Source organism: Salinispora pacifica CNR114, from assembly GCF_000514775.1.
GTDB classification, from domain to species: Bacteria; Actinomycetota; Actinomycetes; order Mycobacteriales; family Micromonosporaceae; genus Micromonospora; species Micromonospora pacifica.
In genome coordinates, this window is sequence record NZ_AZWO01000011.1 from 163,932 (window position 1) to 186,066 (window position 22,135).

At 71.5% G+C, this 22,135-nt stretch carries 23 protein-coding genes; 12 read left to right on the forward strand and 11 right to left on the reverse strand.

Annotated features, from left to right (window positions below; genetic code table 11):
* The first annotated feature begins 203 nt into the window (after nucleotides 1–203).
* Nucleotides 204–971, forward strand: coding sequence for a polyprenol monophosphomannose synthase (locus B118_RS0108360; protein ID WP_018214899.1), 768 nt, complete (start codon nucleotides 204–206; stop codon nucleotides 969–971).
* 92 nt (nucleotides 972–1,063) lie between these two features.
* Here B118_RS0108360 and B118_RS0108365 read toward each other — a convergent pair whose 3' ends face one another.
* Complete coding sequence (locus B118_RS0108365; protein ID WP_018220263.1) at nucleotides 1,064–2,653, reverse strand: phytoene desaturase family protein; 1,590 nt, start codon at nucleotides 2,651–2,653, stop codon at nucleotides 1,064–1,066.
* 87 nt (nucleotides 2,654–2,740) lie between these two features.
* Between B118_RS0108365 and B118_RS0108370 the strand changes: the two genes are divergently transcribed.
* Nucleotides 2,741–4,174, forward strand: a complete 1,434-nt coding sequence (locus B118_RS0108370; RefSeq protein WP_018826593.1) for an aldehyde dehydrogenase family protein — start codon at nucleotides 2,741–2,743, stop codon at nucleotides 4,172–4,174.
* 71 nt (nucleotides 4,175–4,245) lie between these two features.
* On the opposite strand, the gene B118_RS0108375 is transcribed toward B118_RS0108370, so the two are convergent.
* Complete coding sequence (locus B118_RS0108375; RefSeq protein WP_018220265.1) at nucleotides 4,246–4,659, reverse strand: ChaB family protein; 414 nt, start codon at nucleotides 4,657–4,659, stop codon at nucleotides 4,246–4,248.
* 112 nt (nucleotides 4,660–4,771) lie between these two features.
* On the opposite strand from B118_RS0108375, the gene B118_RS0108380 reads away from it, so the two are divergent.
* The 4 genes from B118_RS0108380 to B118_RS0108395 all read left to right on the forward strand — a co-directional run bounded on the left by B118_RS0108380 (nucleotide 4,772) and on the right by B118_RS0108395 (nucleotide 6,658).
* Entirely contained in the window at nucleotides 4,772–5,188 is a 417-nt protein-coding gene (locus B118_RS0108380; protein WP_018220266.1) for a DUF2795 domain-containing protein, read from the forward strand.
* Nucleotides 5,189–5,240: 52 nt separating this feature from the next.
* A complete protein-coding gene (locus B118_RS0108385; protein WP_018220267.1) occupies nucleotides 5,241–5,702 on the forward strand; it encodes an SRPBCC family protein in 462 nt (153 codons plus the stop codon).
* 88 nt (nucleotides 5,703–5,790) lie between these two features.
* On the forward strand, nucleotides 5,791–6,048 hold the full coding sequence (locus B118_RS0108390; RefSeq protein WP_011905647.1) for a hypothetical protein: 258 nt from the start codon (nucleotides 5,791–5,793) through the stop codon (nucleotides 6,046–6,048).
* Between the two features lie 229 nt (nucleotides 6,049–6,277).
* Complete coding sequence (locus B118_RS0108395; RefSeq protein WP_018220268.1) at nucleotides 6,278–6,658, forward strand: DUF6401 family natural product biosynthesis protein; 381 nt, start codon at nucleotides 6,278–6,280, stop codon at nucleotides 6,656–6,658.
* A 52-nt stretch (nucleotides 6,659–6,710) separates the two neighbouring features.
* On the opposite strand, the gene B118_RS0108400 is transcribed toward B118_RS0108395, so the two are convergent.
* Nucleotides 6,711–7,565, reverse strand: coding sequence for a mechanosensitive ion channel family protein (locus B118_RS0108400; RefSeq protein WP_026185258.1), 855 nt, complete (start codon nucleotides 7,563–7,565; stop codon nucleotides 6,711–6,713).
* 165 nt (nucleotides 7,566–7,730) lie between these two features.
* Nucleotides 7,731–8,672 carry an NAD(P)/FAD-dependent oxidoreductase gene (locus tag B118_RS0108405; protein ID WP_028192637.1) on the reverse strand — a complete coding sequence of 314 codons (942 nt, stop codon included), beginning with the start codon at nucleotides 8,670–8,672 and terminating at the stop codon, nucleotides 7,731–7,733.
* 247 nt (nucleotides 8,673–8,919) lie between these two features.
* On the opposite strand from B118_RS0108405, the gene B118_RS0108410 reads away from it, so the two are divergent.
* Nucleotides 8,920–9,387: a YflT domain-containing protein gene (locus B118_RS0108410; protein WP_202902327.1), complete on the forward strand. Its 468-nt coding sequence runs from the start codon at nucleotides 8,920–8,922 to the stop codon at nucleotides 9,385–9,387.
* A 522-nt stretch (nucleotides 9,388–9,909) separates the two neighbouring features.
* Here B118_RS0108410 and B118_RS0108420 read toward each other — a convergent pair.
* Genes B118_RS0108420 through B118_RS0108430 form a run of 3 tightly spaced genes read right to left on the reverse strand, consistent with a single transcriptional unit; the run spans nucleotide 9,910 to nucleotide 12,704 of the window.
* Nucleotides 9,910–10,506, reverse strand: a complete 597-nt coding sequence (locus B118_RS0108420) for a GNAT family N-acetyltransferase (protein WP_018220273.1) — start codon at nucleotides 10,504–10,506, stop codon at nucleotides 9,910–9,912.
* On the reverse strand, nucleotides 10,503–12,032 hold the full coding sequence (locus tag B118_RS0108425; protein WP_026270478.1) for an APC family permease: 1,530 nt from the start codon (nucleotides 12,030–12,032) through the stop codon (nucleotides 10,503–10,505). Before B118_RS0108425 ends, B118_RS0108420 begins: the two co-directional genes overlap by 4 nt.
* 42 nt (nucleotides 12,033–12,074) lie before the next feature.
* Complete coding sequence (locus B118_RS0108430) at nucleotides 12,075–12,704, reverse strand: GOLPH3/VPS74 family protein (RefSeq protein ID WP_018220275.1); 630 nt, start codon at nucleotides 12,702–12,704, stop codon at nucleotides 12,075–12,077.
* 142 nt (nucleotides 12,705–12,846) lie between these two features.
* Here B118_RS0108430 and B118_RS0108435 point away from each other — a divergent pair, with 142 nt between their 5' ends.
* Genes B118_RS0108435 through hrpB form a run of 3 tightly spaced genes read left to right on the forward strand, consistent with a single transcriptional unit; the run spans nucleotide 12,847 to nucleotide 16,516 of the window.
* Nucleotides 12,847–13,689: a helix-turn-helix domain-containing protein gene (locus B118_RS0108435; RefSeq protein ID WP_018220276.1), complete on the forward strand. Its 843-nt coding sequence runs from the start codon at nucleotides 12,847–12,849 to the stop codon at nucleotides 13,687–13,689.
* 38 nt (nucleotides 13,690–13,727) lie between these two features.
* Nucleotides 13,728–13,922, forward strand: a complete 195-nt coding sequence (locus B118_RS0108440; protein WP_018220277.1) for a DUF397 domain-containing protein — start codon at nucleotides 13,728–13,730, stop codon at nucleotides 13,920–13,922.
* Nucleotides 13,923–13,948: 26 nt separating this feature from the next.
* Complete coding sequence (gene hrpB / locus B118_RS0108445; protein WP_028192639.1) at nucleotides 13,949–16,516, forward strand: ATP-dependent helicase HrpB; 2,568 nt, start codon at nucleotides 13,949–13,951, stop codon at nucleotides 16,514–16,516.
* A gap of 3 nt (nucleotides 16,517–16,519) precedes the next feature.
* On the opposite strand, the gene B118_RS0108450 is transcribed toward hrpB, so the two are convergent.
* The 3 genes from B118_RS0108450 to B118_RS0108460 all read right to left on the reverse strand — a co-directional run bounded on the left by B118_RS0108450 (nucleotide 16,520) and on the right by B118_RS0108460 (nucleotide 19,062).
* Nucleotides 16,520–17,245: a PP2C family protein-serine/threonine phosphatase gene (locus B118_RS0108450; RefSeq protein ID WP_018821303.1), complete on the reverse strand. Its 726-nt coding sequence runs from the start codon at nucleotides 17,243–17,245 to the stop codon at nucleotides 16,520–16,522.
* 128 nt (nucleotides 17,246–17,373) lie between these two features.
* The gene (locus B118_RS0108455) at nucleotides 17,374–18,786 is read right to left on the reverse strand and encodes an NADP-dependent succinic semialdehyde dehydrogenase (RefSeq protein ID WP_028192640.1); all 1,413 of its coding nucleotides are present in this window, start codon (nucleotides 18,784–18,786) and stop codon (nucleotides 17,374–17,376) included.
* Nucleotides 18,787–18,798: 12 nt separating this feature from the next.
* Nucleotides 18,799–19,062 (reverse strand): DUF6343 family protein, encoded by a 264-nt coding sequence (locus tag B118_RS0108460; RefSeq protein ID WP_018220281.1) that lies wholly within the window; start codon nucleotides 19,060–19,062, stop codon nucleotides 18,799–18,801.
* 184 nt (nucleotides 19,063–19,246) lie between these two features.
* Between B118_RS0108460 and B118_RS0108465 the strand changes: the two genes are divergently transcribed.
* Both B118_RS0108465 and B118_RS0108470 read left to right on the forward strand, forming a co-directional pair.
* Nucleotides 19,247–19,861 carry an antibiotic biosynthesis monooxygenase gene (locus B118_RS0108465; protein WP_028192641.1) on the forward strand — a complete coding sequence of 205 codons (615 nt, stop codon included), beginning with the start codon at nucleotides 19,247–19,249 and terminating at the stop codon, nucleotides 19,859–19,861.
* A gap of 163 nt (nucleotides 19,862–20,024) precedes the next feature.
* Nucleotides 20,025–20,873, forward strand: a complete 849-nt coding sequence (locus tag B118_RS0108470) for an SGNH/GDSL hydrolase family protein (RefSeq protein WP_028192642.1) — start codon at nucleotides 20,025–20,027, stop codon at nucleotides 20,871–20,873.
* On the opposite strand, the gene B118_RS0108475 is transcribed toward B118_RS0108470, so the two are convergent.
* Complete coding sequence (locus B118_RS0108475) at nucleotides 20,842–21,675, reverse strand: hypothetical protein (protein ID WP_033662232.1); 834 nt, start codon at nucleotides 21,673–21,675, stop codon at nucleotides 20,842–20,844. The genes B118_RS0108470 and B118_RS0108475 overlap by 32 nt on opposite strands.
* Nucleotides 21,676–22,135: the final 460 nt, after the last annotated feature.

Here is a 22,135-nt window from a genome sequence, read left to right on the forward strand (position 1 = left end):
TTCGGCGTGCCCCCGGCGATCGTGCAGAATGTGCCCGACCACCCGCGTAGCAGGGCCTTTCACTTACCAAGCGTGTCCTCTGGGCAACGCTGGGCGTTAACAGAAAACGTGGGCCGGGCCACGGCCAGGGAGCAGTCACACGACGTACCGGGGCACTGGCTACCCTCGCAGGGAGCCAAGCCCGCGAAACAAGGATTTCCGACATGAGTGAACCCGTGCAGTTGCCGTCGCCCTGGCGGGACGTGCGCCTGACCGTGGTAGTGCCGACCTATAACGAGGTGGGCAACCTTCCGGCGCTGGTGGAACAGCTACTCGCGCTGCCCTTGCCGGGGTTGAAGGTCCTCGTGGCCGACGACAACTCACCGGACGGCACCGGCGAGGTCGCGGACAAGCTGGCCCTCGAGCACCCGGGCCGGATCGAGGTCGTCCACCGGGCCGGCAAGGAGGGCCTGGGCCGGGCGTACGTTGACGGCATCGGACGGGCCCTCGACGACGGCGCCGAGTTCGTGGCGCAGATGGACGCTGACCTGTCCCACCCACCAGACGCGCTGCCGGGCATGCTGGGCGCGCTGCTGTCCACTCAGGCTGGTGTGGTGATCGGGTCGCGCTACGTGCCGGGTGGCGAGCTGGACGAGAACTGGCCGCTCTACCGGCGGGCGCTGAGCGGCTGGGCGAACCTGTATGTACACACCCTGCTGCGGGTACGGATCCGAGACCTCACCGCCGGTTTCAAGATCTGGCGGGCCGACGCGCTGCGCGACATCGGCCTGGAGCGGGTGCAGTCCAATGGGTACAGCTTCCAGGTGGAGATGCACTACCTGGCCACGAAGCTGGGGCACACGATCCTGGAGGTGCCGATCCGGTTCGAGGAGCGGCGAGACGGCGCCTCGAAGATGACCACCGCCACCAAGATTGAAAGTGCCCTGATGCCGTTCCGCCTGCGCAGCAAGCACCGCAACGTCGAACGCTGAGCTGGCCCGCCGGGACCGCGTCGCGACGGCAGCTCAGGTAGCGCGTCGAGACGGGCGCGGTGCCGGCGGGGTCGCACCACGCCGCGCCACGGTCAGCGGTAGACCGCGCGCTGGGCGGCGCCGATTGTCGCCGCGTACACACCACCGGTGAGCGCGGCGTCGCGGGCCAACGCCGCCCGCGCCGCGTTCGCACCCGGCGCGCCGTGGACCCCGGCGCCGGGATGCGCCGACGAACTGGCCAGAAAGAGCCGGTCAACGGGGGTGTCGGCGCGGCCGAGTCCCGGGACCGGGCGGAAGAAGAGCTGCTGGTGGGCGGCGGCCGTGCCGCCACCGACTGTCCCGCCGACCAGGCTCGGGTCGCCGGCCTCCAGGTCCGCCGGTCCCGCCACGTGCCGGCCCACCACCAGCGCGCGGAAGCCCGGAGCGGCCTCCTCCAGGACCTGCTCCATCCGCTGCACCTGCGCCGCGATCTGCTCGACCCGCCACCGTCGTCGAAACGGCAGGTGGGTGTACGACCACAACGACTCGGTACCGGGTGGCGAGTGGCTCGGGTCGGCAACTGTCATCTGCCCAACCAGCAAGAACGGGTCCCGGGGGAGTTCCCCGCGGGCCAGCGCCGCCGCATAGCTGGTCAACCCGTTGAGGTCAGCTCCGAGGTGCACGGTGCCGGCGGTGGCGACCGCCCGGTTCCGCCACGGCACCGGGGCGGAGAGCGCCCAGTCGACCTTCAGCGTCGAGCCGTCCCAGCGAAACTGGGTCAGATCCGCCACCAGCCGCGGTGGCAGGACGTCGGCCCCGACCAGATCCAGATAGAGCGCGGGTGCCGGCACGTCGGCGAGCACCGCACGGCGGGCCCGCCAAAGCCCGCCGTCCTCGGTCCGGACACCCATCGCCCGCCCCCGGGCGGTCAGCACCCGATCCACCCGCGCGCCGCAGCGAATCTGACCACCCCGGTCGGTGAGCCGAGCCACCAGCGCATCGGTGATCTGTTGGGCACCGCCGTCCGGCACCGGCCAACCGACCTGCTGACCGAGCATGGCCAGCAGCCACCCGTACGCCCCGGAGCCGGCCTCCTCCGGGGCCAGGTCGGTGTGCAGTGCGCAGCCGGCGAGCAGCGCCGTCCCGCCCGCTCCGGTGAAGAGTTCGTCGCCGAGCCGGCGTACCGGTGTCGCCAACCGGCGGGCCAGACGCAACGCGCCGGCGACCCGCAGCCGGCGTAGCAGCGCGAGACTGCTACGCACCGGCGGGAAGGGGGTGGTGATGGCGTCCAGCACCGGGCCGCCCACCTGGCGCCAGTCGTCGTAGGCCGTCAGCCACCGTTCCCCGTCACCCGCCGCGAAGCTCTCCAGGGAGGCGGCGGTGGTCTCCGGATCGCGGTTGAGCACCGCCGCCCGCCCGTCCGGCAGCAGGTGCGCCAACACATCTGGGGCGTGTCGCCACCGCAGCCCGTGCCGGTCCAGGCCCAGCCGACGCAGCACCGGCGACGCGTAGCCAAGGGGGTAGAAGGAGCTGTAGAGGTCGCTCAGGTAGCCAGGAGCGGTGACCTCGGCTGACCGGACCGCGCCGCCGGGCGCCCCGGTCGCTTCCAGCACGAGCACGTCCCAACCGGCGTCGGCGAGCAGATTGGCGGCCACCAGGCCGTTGTGGCCCGCTCCGACGACGATGGCGTCCGGGGACGCCACATCGATTCGACTCACTGGATCATGTTAGCCGGCGGTCACCGGAGCGAATAGCGTTTGCCCGGGGCCACCCGGGGCATCTATCGCCGCATGTACACGGTTACTCAGCTCATCGGCGGGGTGTGGGGGGCGGGCGGCGAGGGCGGCGACCTGGTCGTCCACGACCCGGCCGACGGCACTGCGGTCAGCTCGGCGCCGGTGGCGACGGCGGAGGAGGTCCGCAAGGCGGTGGCGGCGGCGCGGGGCGCCGCCACCGAGTGGGCCAGGACACCTCCGGCGGAGCGGGCCGTCGCCCTACAGCGGGCCGCGGACGCGGTGGCGGCGGCCGCCGCCGAGCTGGCGCAGGCCACCACCGCGGAGATGGGCAAGCCGCTCGCGGATGCGCGGGGCGGGGTGGAGGCGGGCGTGGGCACCCTACGCCAGTACGCCGAGCTGGCACCGATCCGCGGTGGGCGGACCCTACACGGCGCCGCCGAGGCGATCGACTTCATGCTGCCGCAGCCCCGCGGTGTGGTCGCCGCGATCACCCCCTGGAACGACCCGGTCGCGGTCTCCTGTGGCCTGCTCGGCGCGGCGCTGGTCACCGGCAACGTGGTGCTCTACAAGCCCAGCGAACGGACTCCGGCGACCGGATGGCTGCTGGCGAAGGCGGTGGACACGGCGCTACCGCCCGGCGTGCTCTCGCTGCTGACCGGAGGCCCCGAGGTGGGCGCGGCACTGGCCGCCCAGCCGGTGGACGTGCTCGCCCACGTCGGTTCGACCGCCACCGGCCGGGCGATCGCCGCCGCGGCGGCCCGGACCGGGGCGAAGGTGCTCCTCGAGAACGGTGGCTGCGACCCGCTCGTCGTGGACGCGGACGTGGACCCACTGTGGGCGGCGGAGCAGGCGGCGATGGGTGCGTTCGCCAACGCCGGCCAGATCTGCGTCGCGGTGGAGCGGATCTACGTACACCGGGATGTGGCCGAGGACTTCGTCGACGCCCTGGTCGAACGGGCGCGGGCCCTGCGTACCGGCCCGGGCGTCGATCCGGCGACGGAGCTGGGCCCGTTGGTTGACCGGCGACACCGCGACCACGTGCACGGGCAGGTCACGGCCGCGGTTGCGCAGGGAGCCCAGCTTCGGGTCGGCGGCACGTTACCGGATGGGCCGGGTGCCTTCTACCCGGCGACGGTGGTCACGGACTGCCGGCAGGACATGCCCCTGGTTCGCGACGAGACCTTCGCCCCGGTCGCCCCGGTCGTGGTGGTTGACTCGTTCTCGGCGGGGCTCCGGTGCGCGGCCGACTCGCCGTACGGCCTCGCTGCGACTGTGCTGACGACGTCGATGAGTCATGCGCAGCGCGCCTGCCGGGACCTCCCGGTCGGCACCGTGAAGATCAACGCGGTCTTCGGCGGGGCGCCGGGTGGGGCCGCGCATCCACGTCGGGGCAGCGGGCAGGGCTTCGGGTACGGGCCGGAGTTGCTCGACGAGTTCACCGCCACCAAGGTGGTCCACCTTCAGGCGCCGGGCGGCGGCCACTGGTGAGTGGGCCGCCCGGGCGCCGAAGGGTGGTGTAATGGCTCGGAACCGGGTGGGTAACGGCTCCGAGCCGGGGTTTAACGGCTCCGGCCCCGTTGCCGAGCCTGGGCGGTCCGCCGGTTGTTGACCTTTTCGATCGCCTGCACCAGTTCCGGCTTGGTCATGGTTGACCGGCCAGAGATGTCGAGTTTGCGGGCGACCCGCAACAGGTGATCCTTGCTGGCGTTCGCGTCAACGCCCCCCGCTGTCGCCGCGCGACGCTGGGGACCGCCACCCGCGGCCTGCCGGTCGCTCGGACCCTTGCGGCCCTTCGGCTCCCAGTGGTCGCCGACCTTCTCGAACTCGTTCTTGACCGCCGCGAACGCGGTCCGGCTGGCCCGCTCCCCCCCGCCGTACGTCTGCAGGGCCGAGTCGTGGGTCTTCTCCCAGGTACGCTGCGCCTTGTCTGGGGAGCGTCGCAGCGTGCTGGGCATGTCCTCCCGCCCGGGCATCTCGATCCTCCTCCGCGTCAGTGGGTCTACAGTGATCTTTCCCCACGGCCGATCCGACAAACCGAATCAGTCCGGGGTTTACCCCCGGAGCCCGTCGGGTAGCGCAGAAGACATGGAACGCGGCAGCAGCAAGCACGGACCGAGGCTCGACGACGAGATGGAGAGCGAGGTCAGCGGCCTCGTACAGGGTCCAGGAGCGGCCGGCTCGCGCGTCAACGAGTTCCGTCAGCCGGAGCCGGCGGGCGAGGACCAACCGGAGCCCACCACGTCGCCGGCCGGCGCGCTGCGCAGCGGCAACCCGCAGGGCATGAGCTCCGACGATGTTGAGGCCCGCAGCCGGCTCGGACGGTTCATCACGATGACCGCCCTGCCGGGCGACCGCGAGACACTGGTCGCCAACGCACGGGACAACGACGCTCCGGCCGACCTGGTCGCCGAGTTGGAACGCCTACCCACGGGAACCCGCTACCAGACGATCTCGGAGATCTGGGCCGCGCTCGGCCACCGCAACGAGACGACCCGCTGGTAACCGGGCCGGTCACCCGGCCCGAGCCGCCAGAGACGACGGGGAGGAGGAGCTGATGAGTGGTGTCGTGGAATACGTGGATGTCGCCGTCCCGATCCGCACCGCCTACGACCAGTGGACCCAGTTCGAGGAGTTCCCACACTTCATGGAGGGGGTACAGGAGGTGCGGCACCTCTCCCCGACGATGACCCACTGGACCGTGGAGATCTCCGGGGTGCGACGCGAGTTCGACGCCGAGATCACCGAACAGCTCCCGGACGAACGAGTCGCGTGGCGCTCGATCGGTGGCGCCCAGCACGCCGGGGTGGTCACCTTCCACCGGTTGGACGAACACACCAGCCGGGTCACGCTCCAGCTCGATTTCGAGCCGCACGGCGCGGTAGAGCACGCTGGGGACACGCTCGGCGTCGTGGACCACCGGGCCAAGGGTGACCTGGAACGGTTCAAGCAGTTCATCGAAGGACGCGACCAGGCCACCGGCGCCTGGCGCGGCAAGGTCGACCGCCCGCAGCCCTGATCCACAGCGCTCCTCGCCGACGGCCTCCGGCACCACCGGGGGCCGTCGGCGGGTTTCGCGCGGGCGGAAGTCGGGTACCGCCGGAGGTATGACCGACGACAAGGCGTGGCGTGACGAGGAGCGGACTCCCCTGGCGGAGCTGGACCGGGCCATCGCTCGTTCGGCGATGGACGGCCAGGCCGATGACGTAACCGCAAACGACGCCGGAGAGGAGGCCGCGTTCGGGCACGGGCCCCAGGCGGTGGACCGCGGCGGCCAGGCTGCCGGGACCGGACGGGAACCGACTGACCCGGACCGGGCCTATCGCCCGTCCACGACCGGGCGGACCGGACCGGACACCATGTGATCTCAAACACCGACCTTCGCCCACCGGGTCGGTCACAGCGCCGGGCCGGGCCGGTGTGCCCCGACTGACGGGACGCACCGGCACCGGCGCGCGCGCTGGGCGCCCCTCGGCAGGCCCCACATCGCTTCGACCGGGCCGGGACACCGGCCCGGTCGGCCAACCGGTCGAGGAACAAAACCGCTGACCAGGCGAGGTCAACCGCCGGTTCCGCGGGCTAGTCTCGTTCCCCATGCGCGCACCGTTGGAACGGGTCAACCCCCGCATGCTCGTTGACGCCGCCCGCACGACGCTGGCGTCGCTGTCCAGCACCGTGGGCACCGAGGGCCTGGCTGCGGCGGCAGCGCGGCCCGGGCTCCTCGCCCTGGTTGACCAGCACGCCGCGGCGGTCCGGGAGAGCCTGGATGGGGATCGCCGGCCGCTGACTGTCGCTGCCCTGGCCGGCTACACGGAGGGAATCCACGCCGCCGCGCGGGAGCACGACTGGCACCCGCCGGCGGGGCCGATCGACTGGGCGGGCCCGCCGGACTGGCTTCTCACCCGCCTCCTCGCGGTCGCCGCTTTGGCCAGGTCCCTGGACGGTCCCCGACCGGCCCCGCTCCCGCCGCTCTGAACCGGATCGGGGGCGGCCCGCACGGTGACCACCCCCGTCCTCCGGTCGCCACTCAACGGTCGAACTGTTGGGTGTCATCGCCTGACCTGCGACCACCGCTACCCGCGGTCGCCGCCTCGTGGGTCTTCGCCTCCGCCCGTTCCCGTTCGGGCCCGGTCCGGTCGGCCATCTGCCGTTCGACGTCGCTACGGCCGGCTCCCTGTGCCTGCCGGTGCTGCTGGACGGCCCGTCCTTCCTCGGCCATCCGGTTCAGCCAGCCCTCCCAGCGGCTCTGCATCGGCTTGACCAGACCACCACCGACACCCACGATCAGGATGCCGGCCACCGTGGCGAGCACGGCGATCAGCACCGGCGTGGTCACCGTGGTGGCGATGCCGACCTGGTTCAGCGCCGCGATCACACCGAGGGCCAGGATGAAGACGGCCGCCGCGTCGGCCAGGACCCGGCCGTACGTGAGACCGCCGAGCGCACCACTGACCAGGTCACGGACCGCGCTCGCAATCGCCGCGGCCACCACCACGATGACGATCGCCACGAACGCTCGCGGTATCCAGGCCACCACACCACTGATCAGGTCGCTGATCGCGTTGGGTCCCCACACCCCGAAGGCGAACTGCAGCGTGAACAGCAGTACGGCGTAGTACGCAAGCCGCGCGAGGATGTCACTGGCGTCGTACCTGGTACGCGCCAGGGCCCGTTTGATACCGCCGCGCTCCACGGCGCGGTCGAAGTTCACCCGTTCCAGCGCCGCGTCCACCGCCTTGAGGACGGCTCGGGCGATGAGCCACCCGATCACGAGGATCACGATGAACGCGATGGCTCTCGGTATGAACAACAGCACCGCCCGCCACATATCGGTCACGGCGGCCCCGATGTCGACCTGCCGCACCGCGAGGGTTTCCGGCATGATGCCCTCCTTCACATGGACTACCTCGCGCGCATACCCCGTCACCGCACCGGCACTCCGCAGCGATCCTCGGCGTTTTCCGACCGTCGCCGGTCGCGTTGACCTGCCCGACGCGGGCCGCTCCGGTAGCCGCCGCTGCCGAACCCGTCCCGGCGCGGGGTGGCGCTACTGGTCGGCGAGGCGGGCGAGCAGGGCCCGGGCCAGGTCGTGGCCGGAGCGCCAGGCGGTCTGGGCGCGGGGCGGGCCGAAGGCGTCCCCGGCCAGGCCGATCCCGTCGGCGTCCAGGTGGTAGGTGGCCGTCACTTCCACGGTCGGCCGCGCGTACGTCCACCGGTGCACGTACAACTCCTCGGCCGACATCGGCAACGCGAGCAGGTCGCGAACCGCCAGCCCGATGGCGGAGGCCGCGGCGGCGGGCTGAGTCAGGTGCGCGGCGGCGAATTCCGGGGTGGTGTGCGCGACGAGAACCGGTGCCCCGTCGCCCCGGCGGTCGCCATCATCGCAGACCAGCGCGAGCACCGGATGGTCGTTGACGAAGGCGCCGCGTAGTTCGCCCCAACAACGTTCCGGGAAGCGCAGCATCGCGGCGAGCGACGGCGACCAGCCCTGGGCTCGCGTGGCCCTGGTCGCGGTGGTCAGGGCCGGGTCCAGCAGCGCCGCCGCCTGCGGGCCGGGCATGGCCAGCACCACCGCCGCGCCGGGCTGCCCGTCCACGGTCGGACCGAGTCCGACGCGGTGCACCGGACGGCCGAGGTCCACCGGCAGGTCCTGGGCGAGCTGCTCCACCAGCGAGCGCAGCCCGCGGGGTGCGGCCCAGCGCATGGGTCCCACCACCTCCCGCCGGTCTTCGCCGCGGTACGCGAAAAAGGTGTCGGTCCACTCGCGGGCCAGGCCCGCCGCCCGCCACTGCCGCAGTACCTCAGCGAAGCCCGGGTCGCTGCCCGTCAGGTAGGCGGCGCCCAGGTCCACCGGGCGACCCGCGAAACGCCGGCTGGCCATCCGTCCGCCGGCCACCCGCCCCCGCTCCCGAAGCTGCACCGGTACGCCCGCCCGGGCAAGTTCACGGGCGCACGCCACCCCGGCCAGACCCGCGCCGACCACCACCACGCCTGCCGCTTCCCCGGACACCGGTCGAGCCTACTGGTCGCCGGTGCGCCGCCACCCGTGGTTCGGCGAGCACGGGTTACCCCATTGGCCGACGGGGAACCTGGTTGGTTGACGAAGGAGGACACTCATGAACACACCTTCGCGTCCGAGCTCAGCCTGGCGTCCCGGACTACCGGGCGGCGACACCATCCCCTCCGGTCCGGCGGGTCATCCGTCGCCCCCCAGCGGCGACGGCGACGGGCCGGGGATGGGGCCGCCGACGGTGACGATCGGCTCATACCCGGACTATCGCACCGCCCAGCGGGTTGTCGACTACCTGGCGGACAACCGGTTCCCGGTAGAGCACACCGCCATCGTCGGCACCGACCTCACCCTGGTCGAGACGGTCCTCGGACGGCTCAGTACCGGACGGGCGGGGCTGCTCGGTGCCGGTACCGGCGCGTGGTTCGGTCTCTTCATCGGGTTGCTGTTCGGCATCTTCACCGCGGGCAACTGGCTCGCGGTGGTCCTCACCGGTCTGGTGATCGGAGCGATCTGGGGTGCGGTGTTCGGGGCGGTGGCGCATGCGATGACCGGCGGTCGCCGCGACTTCACCTCGGCCAGTTCACTGCGCGCCAACCAGTACGCGGTCGTCGTTGATCAGCAGCATGCCGAGCAGGCCCGTCAGCTGCTGGGCCGGCTCCACCTGCAGGCACCGCAGCGACAACCGGACTAACCCTCGCCGCTGGCGCACGTGGCTGCTGGCCGCCACTGACCGACCGAGTGGAAGGGCCGTGCCGACCTGGACCGATACCCGGTGCACCCCGGCCGCCGGTGGCAGCCGGGGTGCACCGGGCCCAGGTCAGGACAGCGCGAATATGCCCGCGACGCCCAAGAGCACCATCACCAATACCGCCACCAGCGCCCCCCGCTCCCCCTCGGCCGCCGATGGGCGGTGCTCGGTTCCACGGTTTCTCATCTCACCGGGCATGGTGTGGCCTCCTCGATGCTCGGGTCCCATTCCGTCCGGCTGCCGGCCGACCGGGATGTCAGGTCCGAATTCGGGTGGGGACGCCCGTTGCCGCGAGAAGTGTTCCGCTCCTCGCCGGACGCACCGAGGGATGAGTTACCCACCTGGACAAGAGGTAACCATGCCGAACCGCCCCGCTCGGCCCGCGCCGGCAGGCGGGAGGCCAGGGCGCGGGCCGAGCGGGGCGGCAGACACCGTCGCCGGGCTTGCCGCCCGGTCACCATGTGGTCAGATCAGCGCCGGCTCCCGCCACATCGGCCAGAACGGCGTGCCGTCGGGCAACCGGAACGGCTCACGTACCTGATAGCCGTGCTTGGCGTAGAGCTCGACGCCCAACTCGCTGGAGGCCTCCAGATATCCGGGCATCCGCTCGGCGTCCAGCCACGCGTGGTGGTGCCGCAGCAACGCACTGCCCACTCCCTGGCCTTGCCGGTCCGGCTGCACGGCGAGGAAGGCGAGATGATGGTGGTCGGGCTGCGGGTGGTTCGCGGCGAAGAGCTCATCGAGGTGAGCGAAGCGATCCCTCCACTCGCCGCACGCCGCCGCGAGCCGGGCATCGTAGTCCGGTGGCGGTGGCGCCGGATTCGCGCCGATCGAGGGAAGCCAGACGGCCACCCCGGTCAGGTCGGTGGTGCCGAAGACCAGGCCGTGCCGCATCGCGTGATCAACAACGATCTCGAATTGCCCGGCGAGCACCACCTCCCGCTTGCCGGCGTCGGGCACCAGCCAGCGCGACGCGTCGAGCACCAGGAACGCCGCGGCGACCCGCTCCGCGACCAGCTGCGTCCGCTCCGGCCCGAGACGCTCGACACCGATGCCGGTCACCGCCGGGCCTCCGCCCGCTCCGACGCCGCTGTCGGCGGATCGGTCGTCTCCGGCAGGCCCGTGGCGGCGCTCTCCGCGCCGAGCCCGATCCGGGCGTAGATGGCCGGACGGCTGGCCCGCAGGACCAGCCCCCACCCCACGCCCAGCAGCGCGGCCACCAGGTACGCGATCGGGACTCCCCAGCGCAGGGTGTGGTCGGCCGGGACGCCGAGCAGGTCGGCGAAGTTGAGTACCGCCAGGGTGAAGACGCCCAGCAACGCCACCGCGGCGAGCCCGGGTGCCACTGCCCGCCGCCACAGCGACTCCCCCTGGCCATCGCGGGCGAAGTAGGCGATCACCGCGATCGAGGTGGTGGCGATCAACAGCAGCACCCCGAACGAGCCGCTGGTACCGCACCAGAAGAAGAGCTGCACGATCGGGTCCCACCCGTTGACCGCGTACAGCAGGATCACGACCAGGCCGAGAGCGCTCTGGGCGAGGGAGGCCGTGCGAGGGGCGCCGCTGCTCGGCGAGGTCCGCCCGAAGGCCGCCGGCAGCACCCGCTCCCGGCCGAGGGCGAACGCGTACCGGGCGGTGGTGTTGTGGAAGGAGATCATCGCGGCCACCACCGACGTCAGGAACAGCACCTGGCCGATGGTCACGACCGTGTCGCCGAGATGCTCGGCGGCCAGGTTGAAAATCAGCGCGACACTCTGCTCGCCGGCCTGCTCGAAGATCTGGTCCGGCCCGACCGCGACGGTCATGCTCCACGACGAGAGCGCGTAGATGCCCGCGATGATCGCGATAGACAGGTAGGTGGCCACCTTCACCGTCCGGCGGGGATCCTTGCTCTCCTCGCTGAACACCACCGCCGCCTCGAACCCGACGAAACCGAGGATCGCCAGCACCAGCACCGCGCCGAGGCCGGGGACGAAGAGGTTGTCCGGTGCGAACGCGGCGAAACTGACCTGGCCACCGGCGGGGTTGCCCAGCTGGGCGAGGTCGAACACCAGGACCACTGCGATCTCGGCGAGCAGCAGCACCGCGAGGACCTTGCCGTTGATGTCGACCCGAAGCAGCCCCAGCACGGCGACGAACGCCCAGGCGCCGAGGGCCACCAGCCACCACTGCACGCTGACGCCGAAGAGCCGGTCCAGGACCGGCTCGGCGGCGGCGCCGATGGTGCCGTACAGCCCGACCTGCAGGGCGTTGTACGCGATCAGCGCCACCCACGCGGCGCCGACACCGGCCGGACGACCCAACCCGCGGGAGACGTACGAATAGAAGGCGCCAGCGTTGACGAGCCGGCGTGCCATTGTCACGTAGCCAACTGAGAAGAGGGCGAGCAACGCGGCGATCATGAGGAAGGCCAGCGGGATGCCGAGCACGCCGATGACGCCGTAGCCGGTGGTCACCACACCCGCCACCACGGTTAGTGGCGCGGCCGCGGAAAGGACGAAGAAGACCACCGATGGCACACCGAGCCGGCCACGGGCCAGCGCCTCAGAGACGTTGCTCGGCTTTTCCATGGTTGCTGTCGAGGGCATAACCACTCCGGTTGAGAAACACGAGGGATGTTGTATTCGCGATCACGAGGAACCGCGCAGCACCGCCGCCCCGACAGCGGCCTCGGTCTGTGTCTGCAGTTCCTTCAATGGCAGCGGCAGTGAGGCAACCAGTTCGGTGAACCGGTGCTCGGCTCGGGGTCCGACGCTCCACAACAGCTCCCGGCTCAGCCCCGCCGCGGCGGTCAGCCCGAGTAGCACCGCGTCAGCGAGGGTCGGTGGGGGGTCCGACCGCTCCAGCAGTAACCGCAGGCGGGTCGCCGGCCAGGCTGCCGCGTTCGGATCCACCGGGACATAGCCGACCTTGCTGCGCAGGAGCCGCCGGCTCTCCTGACGACGCAGCACGCCCGCCCGGGACAGCCGCTCCCCCACCGAGGTGGCGGCACTCTGTGCGAGGAAGCTGAGCCAGATTCGCACCGACTGGTGTTGTGACTCGCCGACCAGTTGGTCCAACACGGTATGGGCGAGTGCATCGGCAGGCGGCCGAGTATTGACGACCGAAAGGTCACCACCAGCCACAGTGATATGTCCGCCGAGGATTAATTCACTTAGGAGGCAGCCAGCGAGCCCGAGGCCGGTGGCGGACGGATGTAGCTTCGCCCTACCCCGGGTATCGTTGTGGGCGATCAGGAAGAATTCGTCGGCGACCAGCAACCCGGTCCTCCCACCTGTCTCATCCACAGTGATCGCAACTGGGCAAGAATGCACTGCACCGCGCTGAACTGCAACTCCCAATTAGGAGGGTTGCACTCCGTATTCGTGCGACCTGGGGATCCTGTCGTGACAGACTCGGAGGGTGACCGCGAGCCCGACCGTACGCCGCCGCCGTATCGCCCGTGAACTCCGCCAGCTGCGCGAGCATGCCAACATGACGCTCGACACCGCTGCGCGCCAACTGGACATGTCCAAGAGCAACCTGTCCCGGATCGAGAACGCCCAGATTGGCATCAAGCCGCGCGACGTCCGCGCCGCTCTCGCCCTCTACCAGGTGACCGGCGCCGACGCCGAGGCACTGATCGAGATCGCCCGCGGCGCCCAGCAGCGCGGCTGGTGGCAGAGCTACAGCGACGTCCTGCCGGAGTGGTTCGAGTTCTACGTCGGGTTGGAGGCGGAGGCCGCCGCACTGCACACCTACGAGGGCGAGGCCGTACCCGGGCTCCTCCAGACCCAGGCGTACGCGCGAGAGGTCTTCCGGCGCACCGCCGGCGAGGAAGGCCTGGAACGAAAGGTGGCCGCGCGGCTGCGCCGCCAAGAGGTGTTGCACCGCGACAACCCGGTGGAGCTGTCGGTCGTTCTCAACGACGCGGTGCTCTGCCGGCCGGTCGGCGGGAACTCGGTGATGGCCGACCAGCTCGCGCACATCGCGACGGTCGCACAGTTACCGAACGTTACGGTGCAGGTACTACCTTTCTCGGCCGGCGGGCACCCCGCCATGAGCGCGCCCTACGTCATCCTGGCCTTCGCCGACACGGCCGACGCGGCCGTGGTCTACCTGGAAAATCTCACGACAGGCCTGGCTCTGGAGGGGGCGGATCACGTTGCTGGGTATAGCCTGGTGCACGAGGAGCTGCGCCGTCTGGCGCTCGATCCAGCAGCGTCCCAGGCACATCTTTTGGCAGCTTCTCGTAACTTTAAGTAACGCCGGCGAGGCACGCCGGCATTGACGAGGGGTACGTGATGACGGCGCTCGACCGGACTGAGTGGCGCACCAGCAGCCGCAGTGTGGGCAACGGCAACTGCATCGAGATGTCCACATCGACCAACCAGGTCGCAGTCCGGGACAGCAAGGACCGTCACGGCCCGGTGCTCGCCTTCTCCACCCGGGCCTGGCGCGCCTTCGTCGCCGGCATCGACGGGGTACGCGGCGACTGACCCACCGCCGGTGGGACACTCCTGCCGTGTTCTCCGAAGCCCCCACTGACCTGCCGGTCCGGCCGGTGGTACCCGCGGTGCTGGCGGCGCTGCGCGCTACCGGCACCGCGGTGTTGGTTGCGCCGCCGGGCAGCGGCAAGACCACACTGCTCCCGCTCGCCGTGGCCGAGGAGGTGACCGGCCGGGTGCTGGTAGCACAGCCCCGCCGAATGGCCGCCCGCGCCGCCGCGCGCCGGATGGCCGCGCTGCTCGGCGAACGGGTGGGCGAGCGGGTCGGGTACGCGGTTCGGGGCGATCGCCGCGTCGGACCACGTACCCGGATCGAGGTGGTGACGACCGGCCTGCTGGTTCGCCGGCTACACCGGGACCCGGAGCTGACCGGCAGCAGCGCCGTCCTGCTCGACGAGATCCACGAACGGCAGCTCGACGCCGATCTGGCGCTCGCCTTCACGGTGGAGGCGCGGGCCGCGCTCCGCCCGGAGCTGTGGCTACTCGGCATGTCGGCCACCCCCGACTCGGATCGGGTCGCCGCGTTGCTCGGCGGTGACACGCCCGCACCGGTGGTGCAGGTGTCAGCGGCGGCGCATCCGGTGGCCCGGATCTGGGCACCGCCGCCCCGCCCGGTCCTCCCCGCCGGCAGCGGCCGGGTGGATCCGGTGCTACTCGACCATGTCGCGGCCACCATCCGGCGAGCCCTGCGCGAGCACGACGGCGACGTGTTGGCCTTCCTCCCCGGTACTGGCGAGATCGCTGCCATCAGCGCCCGACTGGCCGGCCTGCCCGCGGAGGTCGCGGTCCTGCCGTTGCACGGCCGGCAGCGCCCAGCGGAGCAGGACGCCGTGTTGCGGGCGCAACCGTTCCGGCTCGGCGCCCCCGACGCCCCACCCCGCGCCAGCTCCGACCGCGACCGTCGGCGGGTGGTGCTGGCGACATCGGTCGCGGAGAGCAGCCTGACGGTGCCGGGGGTACGGGTGGTCGTCGACTCGGGGCTGGCCCGCGTCGCGCGCACGGACCTCGCCCGTGGGCTGGGCGCGCTGGTCACCGTCCCGGTGTCCCGGGCCGCCGCCACCCAGCGGGCCGGTCGGGCCGGCCGGGAGGGCCCGGGACAGGTGTACCGCTGCTGGTCGGCGGCGCACCACGAGCGACTCGCCGCACAGCCGGAGCCAGAGATCGCCACCGCCGACCTCACCCGGTTCGCGCTGGACATCGCGGCCTGGGGCACGCCGGACGGACACGGCCTCGCGCTGCCAGACCCACCGCCGCCGGCCGCGCTCGCCGTGGCCCAGGAGTCTCTCGTCGCGCTTGGCGCGCTTGACGCCGACCGGCGGGTCACCAGCCGTGGCCGGGCGATCGCCGCGGTCGGCACGCACCCCCGGCTGGGCCGCGCCCTGATCGACGGTGCCGCCCAGCTGGGCCCGGACCGTGCGGCCGAGGTGGTCGCCCTCCTCGCCGAGGAGGGGGTTGCCGGCCCCGGGGACGACCTCACCGCCGCGCTGCGACGGCTTCGCTCCGGAACGGACGCCACCGCCACCAACCGCTGGCGAGCCGAGGTACGCCGGCTGCGTACCGCCCTGCCCGCGAGCCCGGCACCGAGGTCGTCGGAGCCCAGCCTCCCCGACGACCTGGCCGCGGGGCTGGTCGTCGGCCTGGCGTACCCGGAACGGCTGGCCCGCGTCCGGCGGCCGGGCGACCCGACATACCTGATGAGTGGTGGGACCGCCGCAACGCTGGCGCCCGGTTCGGCACTGACTGATTCGGTGTGGCTGGCGGTCGCGGTCGCCGATCGGACGCCGGGCGCACCGGCTGCCCGAATCCGACTGGCGGCTCCGATCGACGAGGCGACCGCCCGGTCCGTCGGCGGTTCGCTGCTGACCACGACGCGCGAGGTGGCCTGGTCCGGGACGGATGTGGTGGCTCGGGAGGTGGTCCGACTTGGCTCCCTCGACCTCGTCGAACGCCCGCTCGCCGCGCCCAACCGGGACGAGCTGCGCAACGCGCTCGTGGACGGCCTGCGCCGTACCGGGCTGGGGCTACTGACCTGGTCCCCGGCGGCCCGGGCGTTACGCGAGCGGTTGGCGTTCTGCCACACGGCGCTCGGCGACGAGTGGCCCGAGGTGGGCGACGAGGCGCTGCTGGCGGCGGCGCCGGACTGGCTCGCGCCGGAGCTGGCTGGGGCGCGACGACGGGCCGACCTGGCCCGGATTGATGTGCTCTCCGCGCTGCGCCGCCTGCTGCCCTGGCCACTCGCGGCCCGCCTGGACGAAATCGCCCCGGAACGACTCACGGTGCCCAGCGGTTCCCGGATCCGCGTCGACTACACGGATCCGACCACACCGGTGTTGGCGGTCCGGCTCCAGGAGACCTTCGGCTGGCCGGAGGCACCCCGGATCGCTGCTGGTCGGGTCCCCGTCCTACTGCGACTCCTCTCCCCCGCCGGGCGTCCCGTCGCGGTCACCGGGGACCTGGGCTCTTTCTGGCGGTCCGGCTACCCGCAGGTGCGGGCGGAGCTGCGCGGGCGCTACCCACGGCACTCCTGGCCGGTGGATCCGACGACCGCCGAGCCGACCCGGCGGGCCAATCCGCGCCGCCGCTGAGGCTCACTCCGCCACCAGGTCGGCAACGACGGCGGTGACGTTGTCCGGGCCGCCGGCGTGCAGCGCCAGGTCGATCAACTTTTGGGCGCACTCGGTCCGGTCGGGGTATTCGGCGAGCACCTCGGTGAGCGTCTCGGGGCGGACCACGTTCGACAGCCCATCGCTGCACAGCAACCAACGATCGCCGGCCCAGGGGACCATCGTCGCGTAGGCCGGGGAGACCTCCTCGCCCTGCAGCGCCTGGGTCACGACCGCTCGCCGGGGGTGGCTACTCGCCTCATCGGGGGTGATGACCCCCTGGTCAACGAGGAGCTGCACGAACGTGTCGTCCCGAGTGATCTGTTTGAGCACGCCCTCGCGGAACAGGTATGCCCGGGAGTCACCGACGTGAGCCAACGCGAGACAGCTGCCCGTTCGGGAAAGGAGCAGGGCGGTCAGCGTGGTACCCATGCCCTGGCGCTCCGGCTCCGCACTGACGGCCTGCCGAATTCGTGCCGTCCCCACCGCAATGGCCCGCTGCAACGCAGCTACCAGCTCATCTTCCGGGGTCGCCACGTCGATTGGCGCAATCGAACTGATCGCCATCGAGCTGGCAAGATCACCAGCGGCCATCCCACCCATACCGTCGGCGACGGCGACGAGCCAGCTACCTGAGTACAGGGCGTCCTGGTTCCCACTCCGGATCAGCCCACGGTCGCTCATGCCGAACGAACGCAGCTTCAAGGTCATGGGAGGCAGCCTGCCAGGCGGAGCGGCCGTTGTCTCAAGGAGGCACCCCGACCCGGCGTGGCGCGGCGAATCTCACCGCTACCGAGCCCAACGATCATCCGGTTGGCTCGCGTCACCACCCAAGGGCTCTACTCGGCGAGCGCCGCCACCGAATCGGTACGGCCGTCGCCACCAACCCACACGGTCTTGGTGTTACAGAATTCGCGCATCCCCACCGCGGCCAGCTCACGGCCGTACCCGGAGTTCTTCACCCCACCGAACGGCAGCTCCGGAAAGGAGGTGGTCATACCATTGACGAAGACGTTGCCCGCCTCCAGATCGATGACGAACCGCTCCTGCTCCGCCGGGTCCTGGGTCCAGGCGTTCGCACCGAGCCCGAACGCGGTGCCGTTGGCCACCTCGATCGCCTCGTCGTACGACGAGACTCGGTACAGCCCGGCGACTGGCCCGAAGACCTCCTCGGCCCACATCCGCATCCGCGGGGTGAGATCGGCGACGACCGTGGGCGGGTAGTACCAGCCCTCCCCCGCCGGCAGCTCACCCCCGCAGCGGAGGGTCGCACCCTGGTCAACGGCGTCGCGTACCTGGGCGACGATCTCGGCACGGCTTTCTTCGCTGACGAGTGGACCCACGTCGGTGGTCTCCGCCATCGGGTCACCCACCCGCAGCGCGGACATCCGCGCGGCGAACCGCTCCGCGAAGGCGTCGAACACGTCGGTGTGCACGATGAAGCGCTTCGCGGCGATGCAGGACTGGCCGTTGTTTCGGCACCGGGCAGCGGTCGCCACCTCGGCGGCCCGATCCAGGTCGGCCGAGGGCATCACCACGAACGGGTCGCTGCCGCCGAGTTCCAACACGGTCTTCTTCAGTTCACTACCGGCGATCTGGGCGATGACGCGTCCAGCATGCTCACTGCCGGTCACCGTCGCGGCACGAACCCGCGGATCACGGAGAATGGCCTCCACCGCGTCCGAGCCGACCAGCAGGGTGCTGAACGCCCCCGGCGGAAAGCCGGCCCGACGGAAGAGGTCCTCCAGGTAGAGAGCGCTCTGGGGAACGTTCGAGGCGTGTTTGAGTAGGCCGGTATTGCCAGCCATCAGCGCCGGCGCGGCGAACCGGAGCACCTGCCAGAGCGGAAAGTTCCAGGGCATCACCGCAAGCACCGGCCCGAGCGGCTGGTACCGGACGAAGGCCCGAGCGGCACCGACACCAGCGGCGTCGGCAGGCTCGTCGGCGAGGAACGCCGGTGCCTTCGTCGCGTAGAAGCGGCAGGCGTTCACGCAGACGGCCACCTCGGCCCGGGCAGCGGCGTAGGTCTTTCCCATCTCTGTCGTCACCAGTCGGGCCACGTCGTCGCGCTCGGCCTCCAGCAGGGCGGCGGCCCTGTTGAGCCAGTCACCACGCTCCTCGACGGTCGTGTCTCGCAGTTGCCGAAACGCGTGGGAGCTCCGGCTGACCGCCGCCTCCACCTGCTCGGACGAGATCGGCGCAAACGTCCTCAGCGTCTCGCCGGTGGCCGGGTTGGTAGTGGCGATGGGCATCGCGAACTCCTGTCACTCGAACAACGAATGCCGGGTGCCCGGCTCCTCCCGGCGGCGAGCGCCCCGTCGCCGCTGGATGATCACCAGGTCGACGACGGCGACCACGGCGAAGAGGGCGCATAACACCCCCAACCAGACCACCCCCGCCCGGAACGCCAGCACACCGAAGATCACCATCGTGACCAAGCCGAAGCTGGCGAGCACGAGGCGAAGATTGAGCGCGCTGTAGGCGTGACCGACGGTGCCACGGGCACGCCGGGGCTGCGATCTCGTCATCACCTGGACCTACCCGCCCAGGGCCCGCCTAACCCGGAGCCCGTCCCGGCCAGCGGCATCTCCCAGCCGGTTGTTCCGGCTGTTCGGGCTGGCTACGGTGAGTCGGCTCACCACCCGGGTTAGTCGCGTTACACCGACGTACCGCGCACCGGCAGATCCGGGTGTCGGCGAGGAACATGGGGACATGACCATGACGCCCGCGATGCCAGTGACCGTCTCAGTCTCCCGACGTACCGACCCCGCTCGGACCCAGGAGATGGTGGCGTGGATGCGCGCCGGTACGGCGTTGGCGGAGGCGTTTCCCGGCTTCCTCGGGGCCGGATGGATCCGCAGCGCCCCCGGATCCGGCGAGTGGCACATGCTCTACCGGTTCGCCGACGACGAGACGCTGCGTCGCTGGGAGGAGTCACCGCAGCGGCACTGGTGGCTGGCCTCAGCGCAGGGCGTCGTCGAGCACACCCAGGTGGAACGCCGGACCGGGGTCGAGGGCTGGTTCTCCCGGCGGGGGCAGGTTGTCGAGCCGGTCAGCGCAGCGCCGACCGCTCCGCCACCGTCGCCGCCGCGTTGGAAGCAGGCAGTGACGATCTGGTTGGCGTTCTTCCCCCTCAGTCTGACCGCGACCCTGCTGACCGGCCGGTTCATCCCAGACGTCCCGGTGCCGGCTCGCGTGCTGCTCATGACATTGACGCTGACACCGCTGATGACGTACGTGGTGTTGCCCCGGATCACCCAGGCCCTCGGCTGGTGGCTGCACGGCCGACCTCCCGCCCGCGGCACGATGAGGAGCAACCGCGGATAGCGGTGACGACCGCGACTACCGTCACCGCTGTCCGCTGTCCCGCGAGCCGGCGGAAGCCGCAGCGCAGTTCGGTGCTGGATATCCGACACTGTCCGACCGCGGCCCCAACCGCACTCATAGAGTGCCCAGGCAATCACTCGCCACTCGGCCGCCTGGGGAAGCCATGCCTCGACGCTGGGTCACCGCCGTCGTCTGCCTACTCGCGCTCGTCGCACTCGCCTGCGAAAACGGCGGCGGGACCGCACCCAGCCCCAGTCCCGGCTCACCCGGCACCGAGGCCGGCGGGATCGCCGCCCTCGGCGACTCGATCAGCACCGGCTTCGGTTCCTGCCTGGTGGTGACCCCGTGCGAACGCAACTCCTGGTCAACCGGGAACAGCCTCCGGTTGGGGAGCCACTACCGACGGCTACTCGACCATGATCCGGCGATCCGTGGGCAGGCATTCAACCACGCTCAGGCGGGAACCCGGGCGTCCGCGCTCGCCGGCCAGGCGGAGCAGGCGACGCGGGACCGACCGGATCGGATCACCGTGCTCATCGGCGCCAACGACGTCTGTCACGGCGAGGTGGCGGCGATGACCCCGGTGGCGACGTTCCGGAGTCAGGTGGACCGGGGGCTGCAGGTGCTGGGTGCGGAGCTGCCGAAGGCGCGGCTGCTGGTGGTAAGCATCCCGGACCTGTACCGGCTCTGGGAGGTGGGGCACACCAACGAACGGGCGGTACGGGCCTGGAGTCTGGGAATCTGCCCGGCCCTGCTCAAGAACCCGACCTCCACCGACCCGGCGGATCGTTCCCGACGAGATGCGGTACGCGAACGGGTCGCCGACTACAACGATCAGCTCGCCGCGGCCTGCACGGCGTACGGCTCCCGCTGCCGCTACGACGACGGCGCCGCCCACCGGCTCCGGTTCACGCTGGACCTGGTCAGCACCTTTGACTGGTTCCACCCCAACCTCGCCGGCCAGGAGCGGCTCGCCGAGGTCACCTGGGCAGCCTGGGGAGGCGTCGCCTGAGTCGGCGGTCCTCCGGGGCAGCACACCGGCAACCCACCCCACTGTGCTGGTGGTACAACGCCCGTGACCGCGCGGCGAGCTCCTTGGTCGCCGAGGAACTCGCCCAGGTGCCCAGGACGATGGCGACCCCCGGCAGCACCTTCGCGACAACCCGCTTGGTGGCCCGCGCACCGGCCATCTGGGCAAGTTGGGCACCGAGGCGGAGCGTCACCTGGCCGGGCGGGACCTGACCGGGCGGAGCCTGACCGGGCGGGACCTGACCGAACGGGGCCTGGCGGGCGCCAGGGCCGAAGAGCGCATCAGCGCGCTCTCGACCGGCGGCCGCCCCGAGCGCAAGCCGTGCGTCGTGCGCGGCCTTGTGCACCTTCTGCAACACCAGCAGGTCAACGGCGCGGTCGGGGTGCGTGGCGTCCAGCCGGTAGGCGGCTGCGACGTGCAACACCATTCGGGCCTGGGTCCAGGCGAGGAGACCCACGTCGATCACCAGGCCGGGCAGGCCCGGCGCTCCGGAGGCCACTTCGGGGAACCGGGCGTGGTTGACGAATCGGCGAACCGCCTGCTCGGCCAGGGCCTCCTCCGGCACCGGCTCGGACTGCTCGGCGCGGACCCGCCGCGCCCACTGAGCCGCCTCCGGGCCTAGTTGGCGCACCGCCGCCAGAGCAAGGTGCTCCGGTGCGTACTGCGGGTCCTCGCGCATCCGGTCCCACAGCCCGGCTGGCGGCTCCGCAACGGCCGGGGCCGCCTCGGCTGTCCGCGGCGGGCGAGCGCCGGGCTGACCATCGGCGGGCGCGGAGTCAGTCACTGTGGACTCCCCGGGGTCTGCGGCTGGGCGGCCTGCTTGCCAGCTTCACCGCTGGCCCGGACACGGTCAACGATGGTGCCCGGGTTGCACCGCGGCCCCCCGGCTGCTGCGGCGCGGCAGGCTCTGCCTTCGCCGCCTTCCTCGATCGATGTTGTCCGCTGGGTGAGTGGAGGAACGCCCCGATCCGGTGGATGTGAGACATGTCGGCCTCCTTCCGTGGTGCTGTATCCAGATGTATCTCGCCGGGACAACCCCGCACCGGCCCACCGAATGCTCCGTCCACCGCGCCTGACCAGTTGGCAAGCGTACGGCGAGTTGACGCCGGTCGTCGCTCACCCCCCCCGGGTCGGCAGGGGCGGCCCGGCGCAGCGAACGCCCATCCTGGCAGGCCCGGCCGGGAGCGCGGACCGGGACCCGGCCCGGGGGCCCGGCGGAATGCCGCGGGACTGCGGGTAGTTTC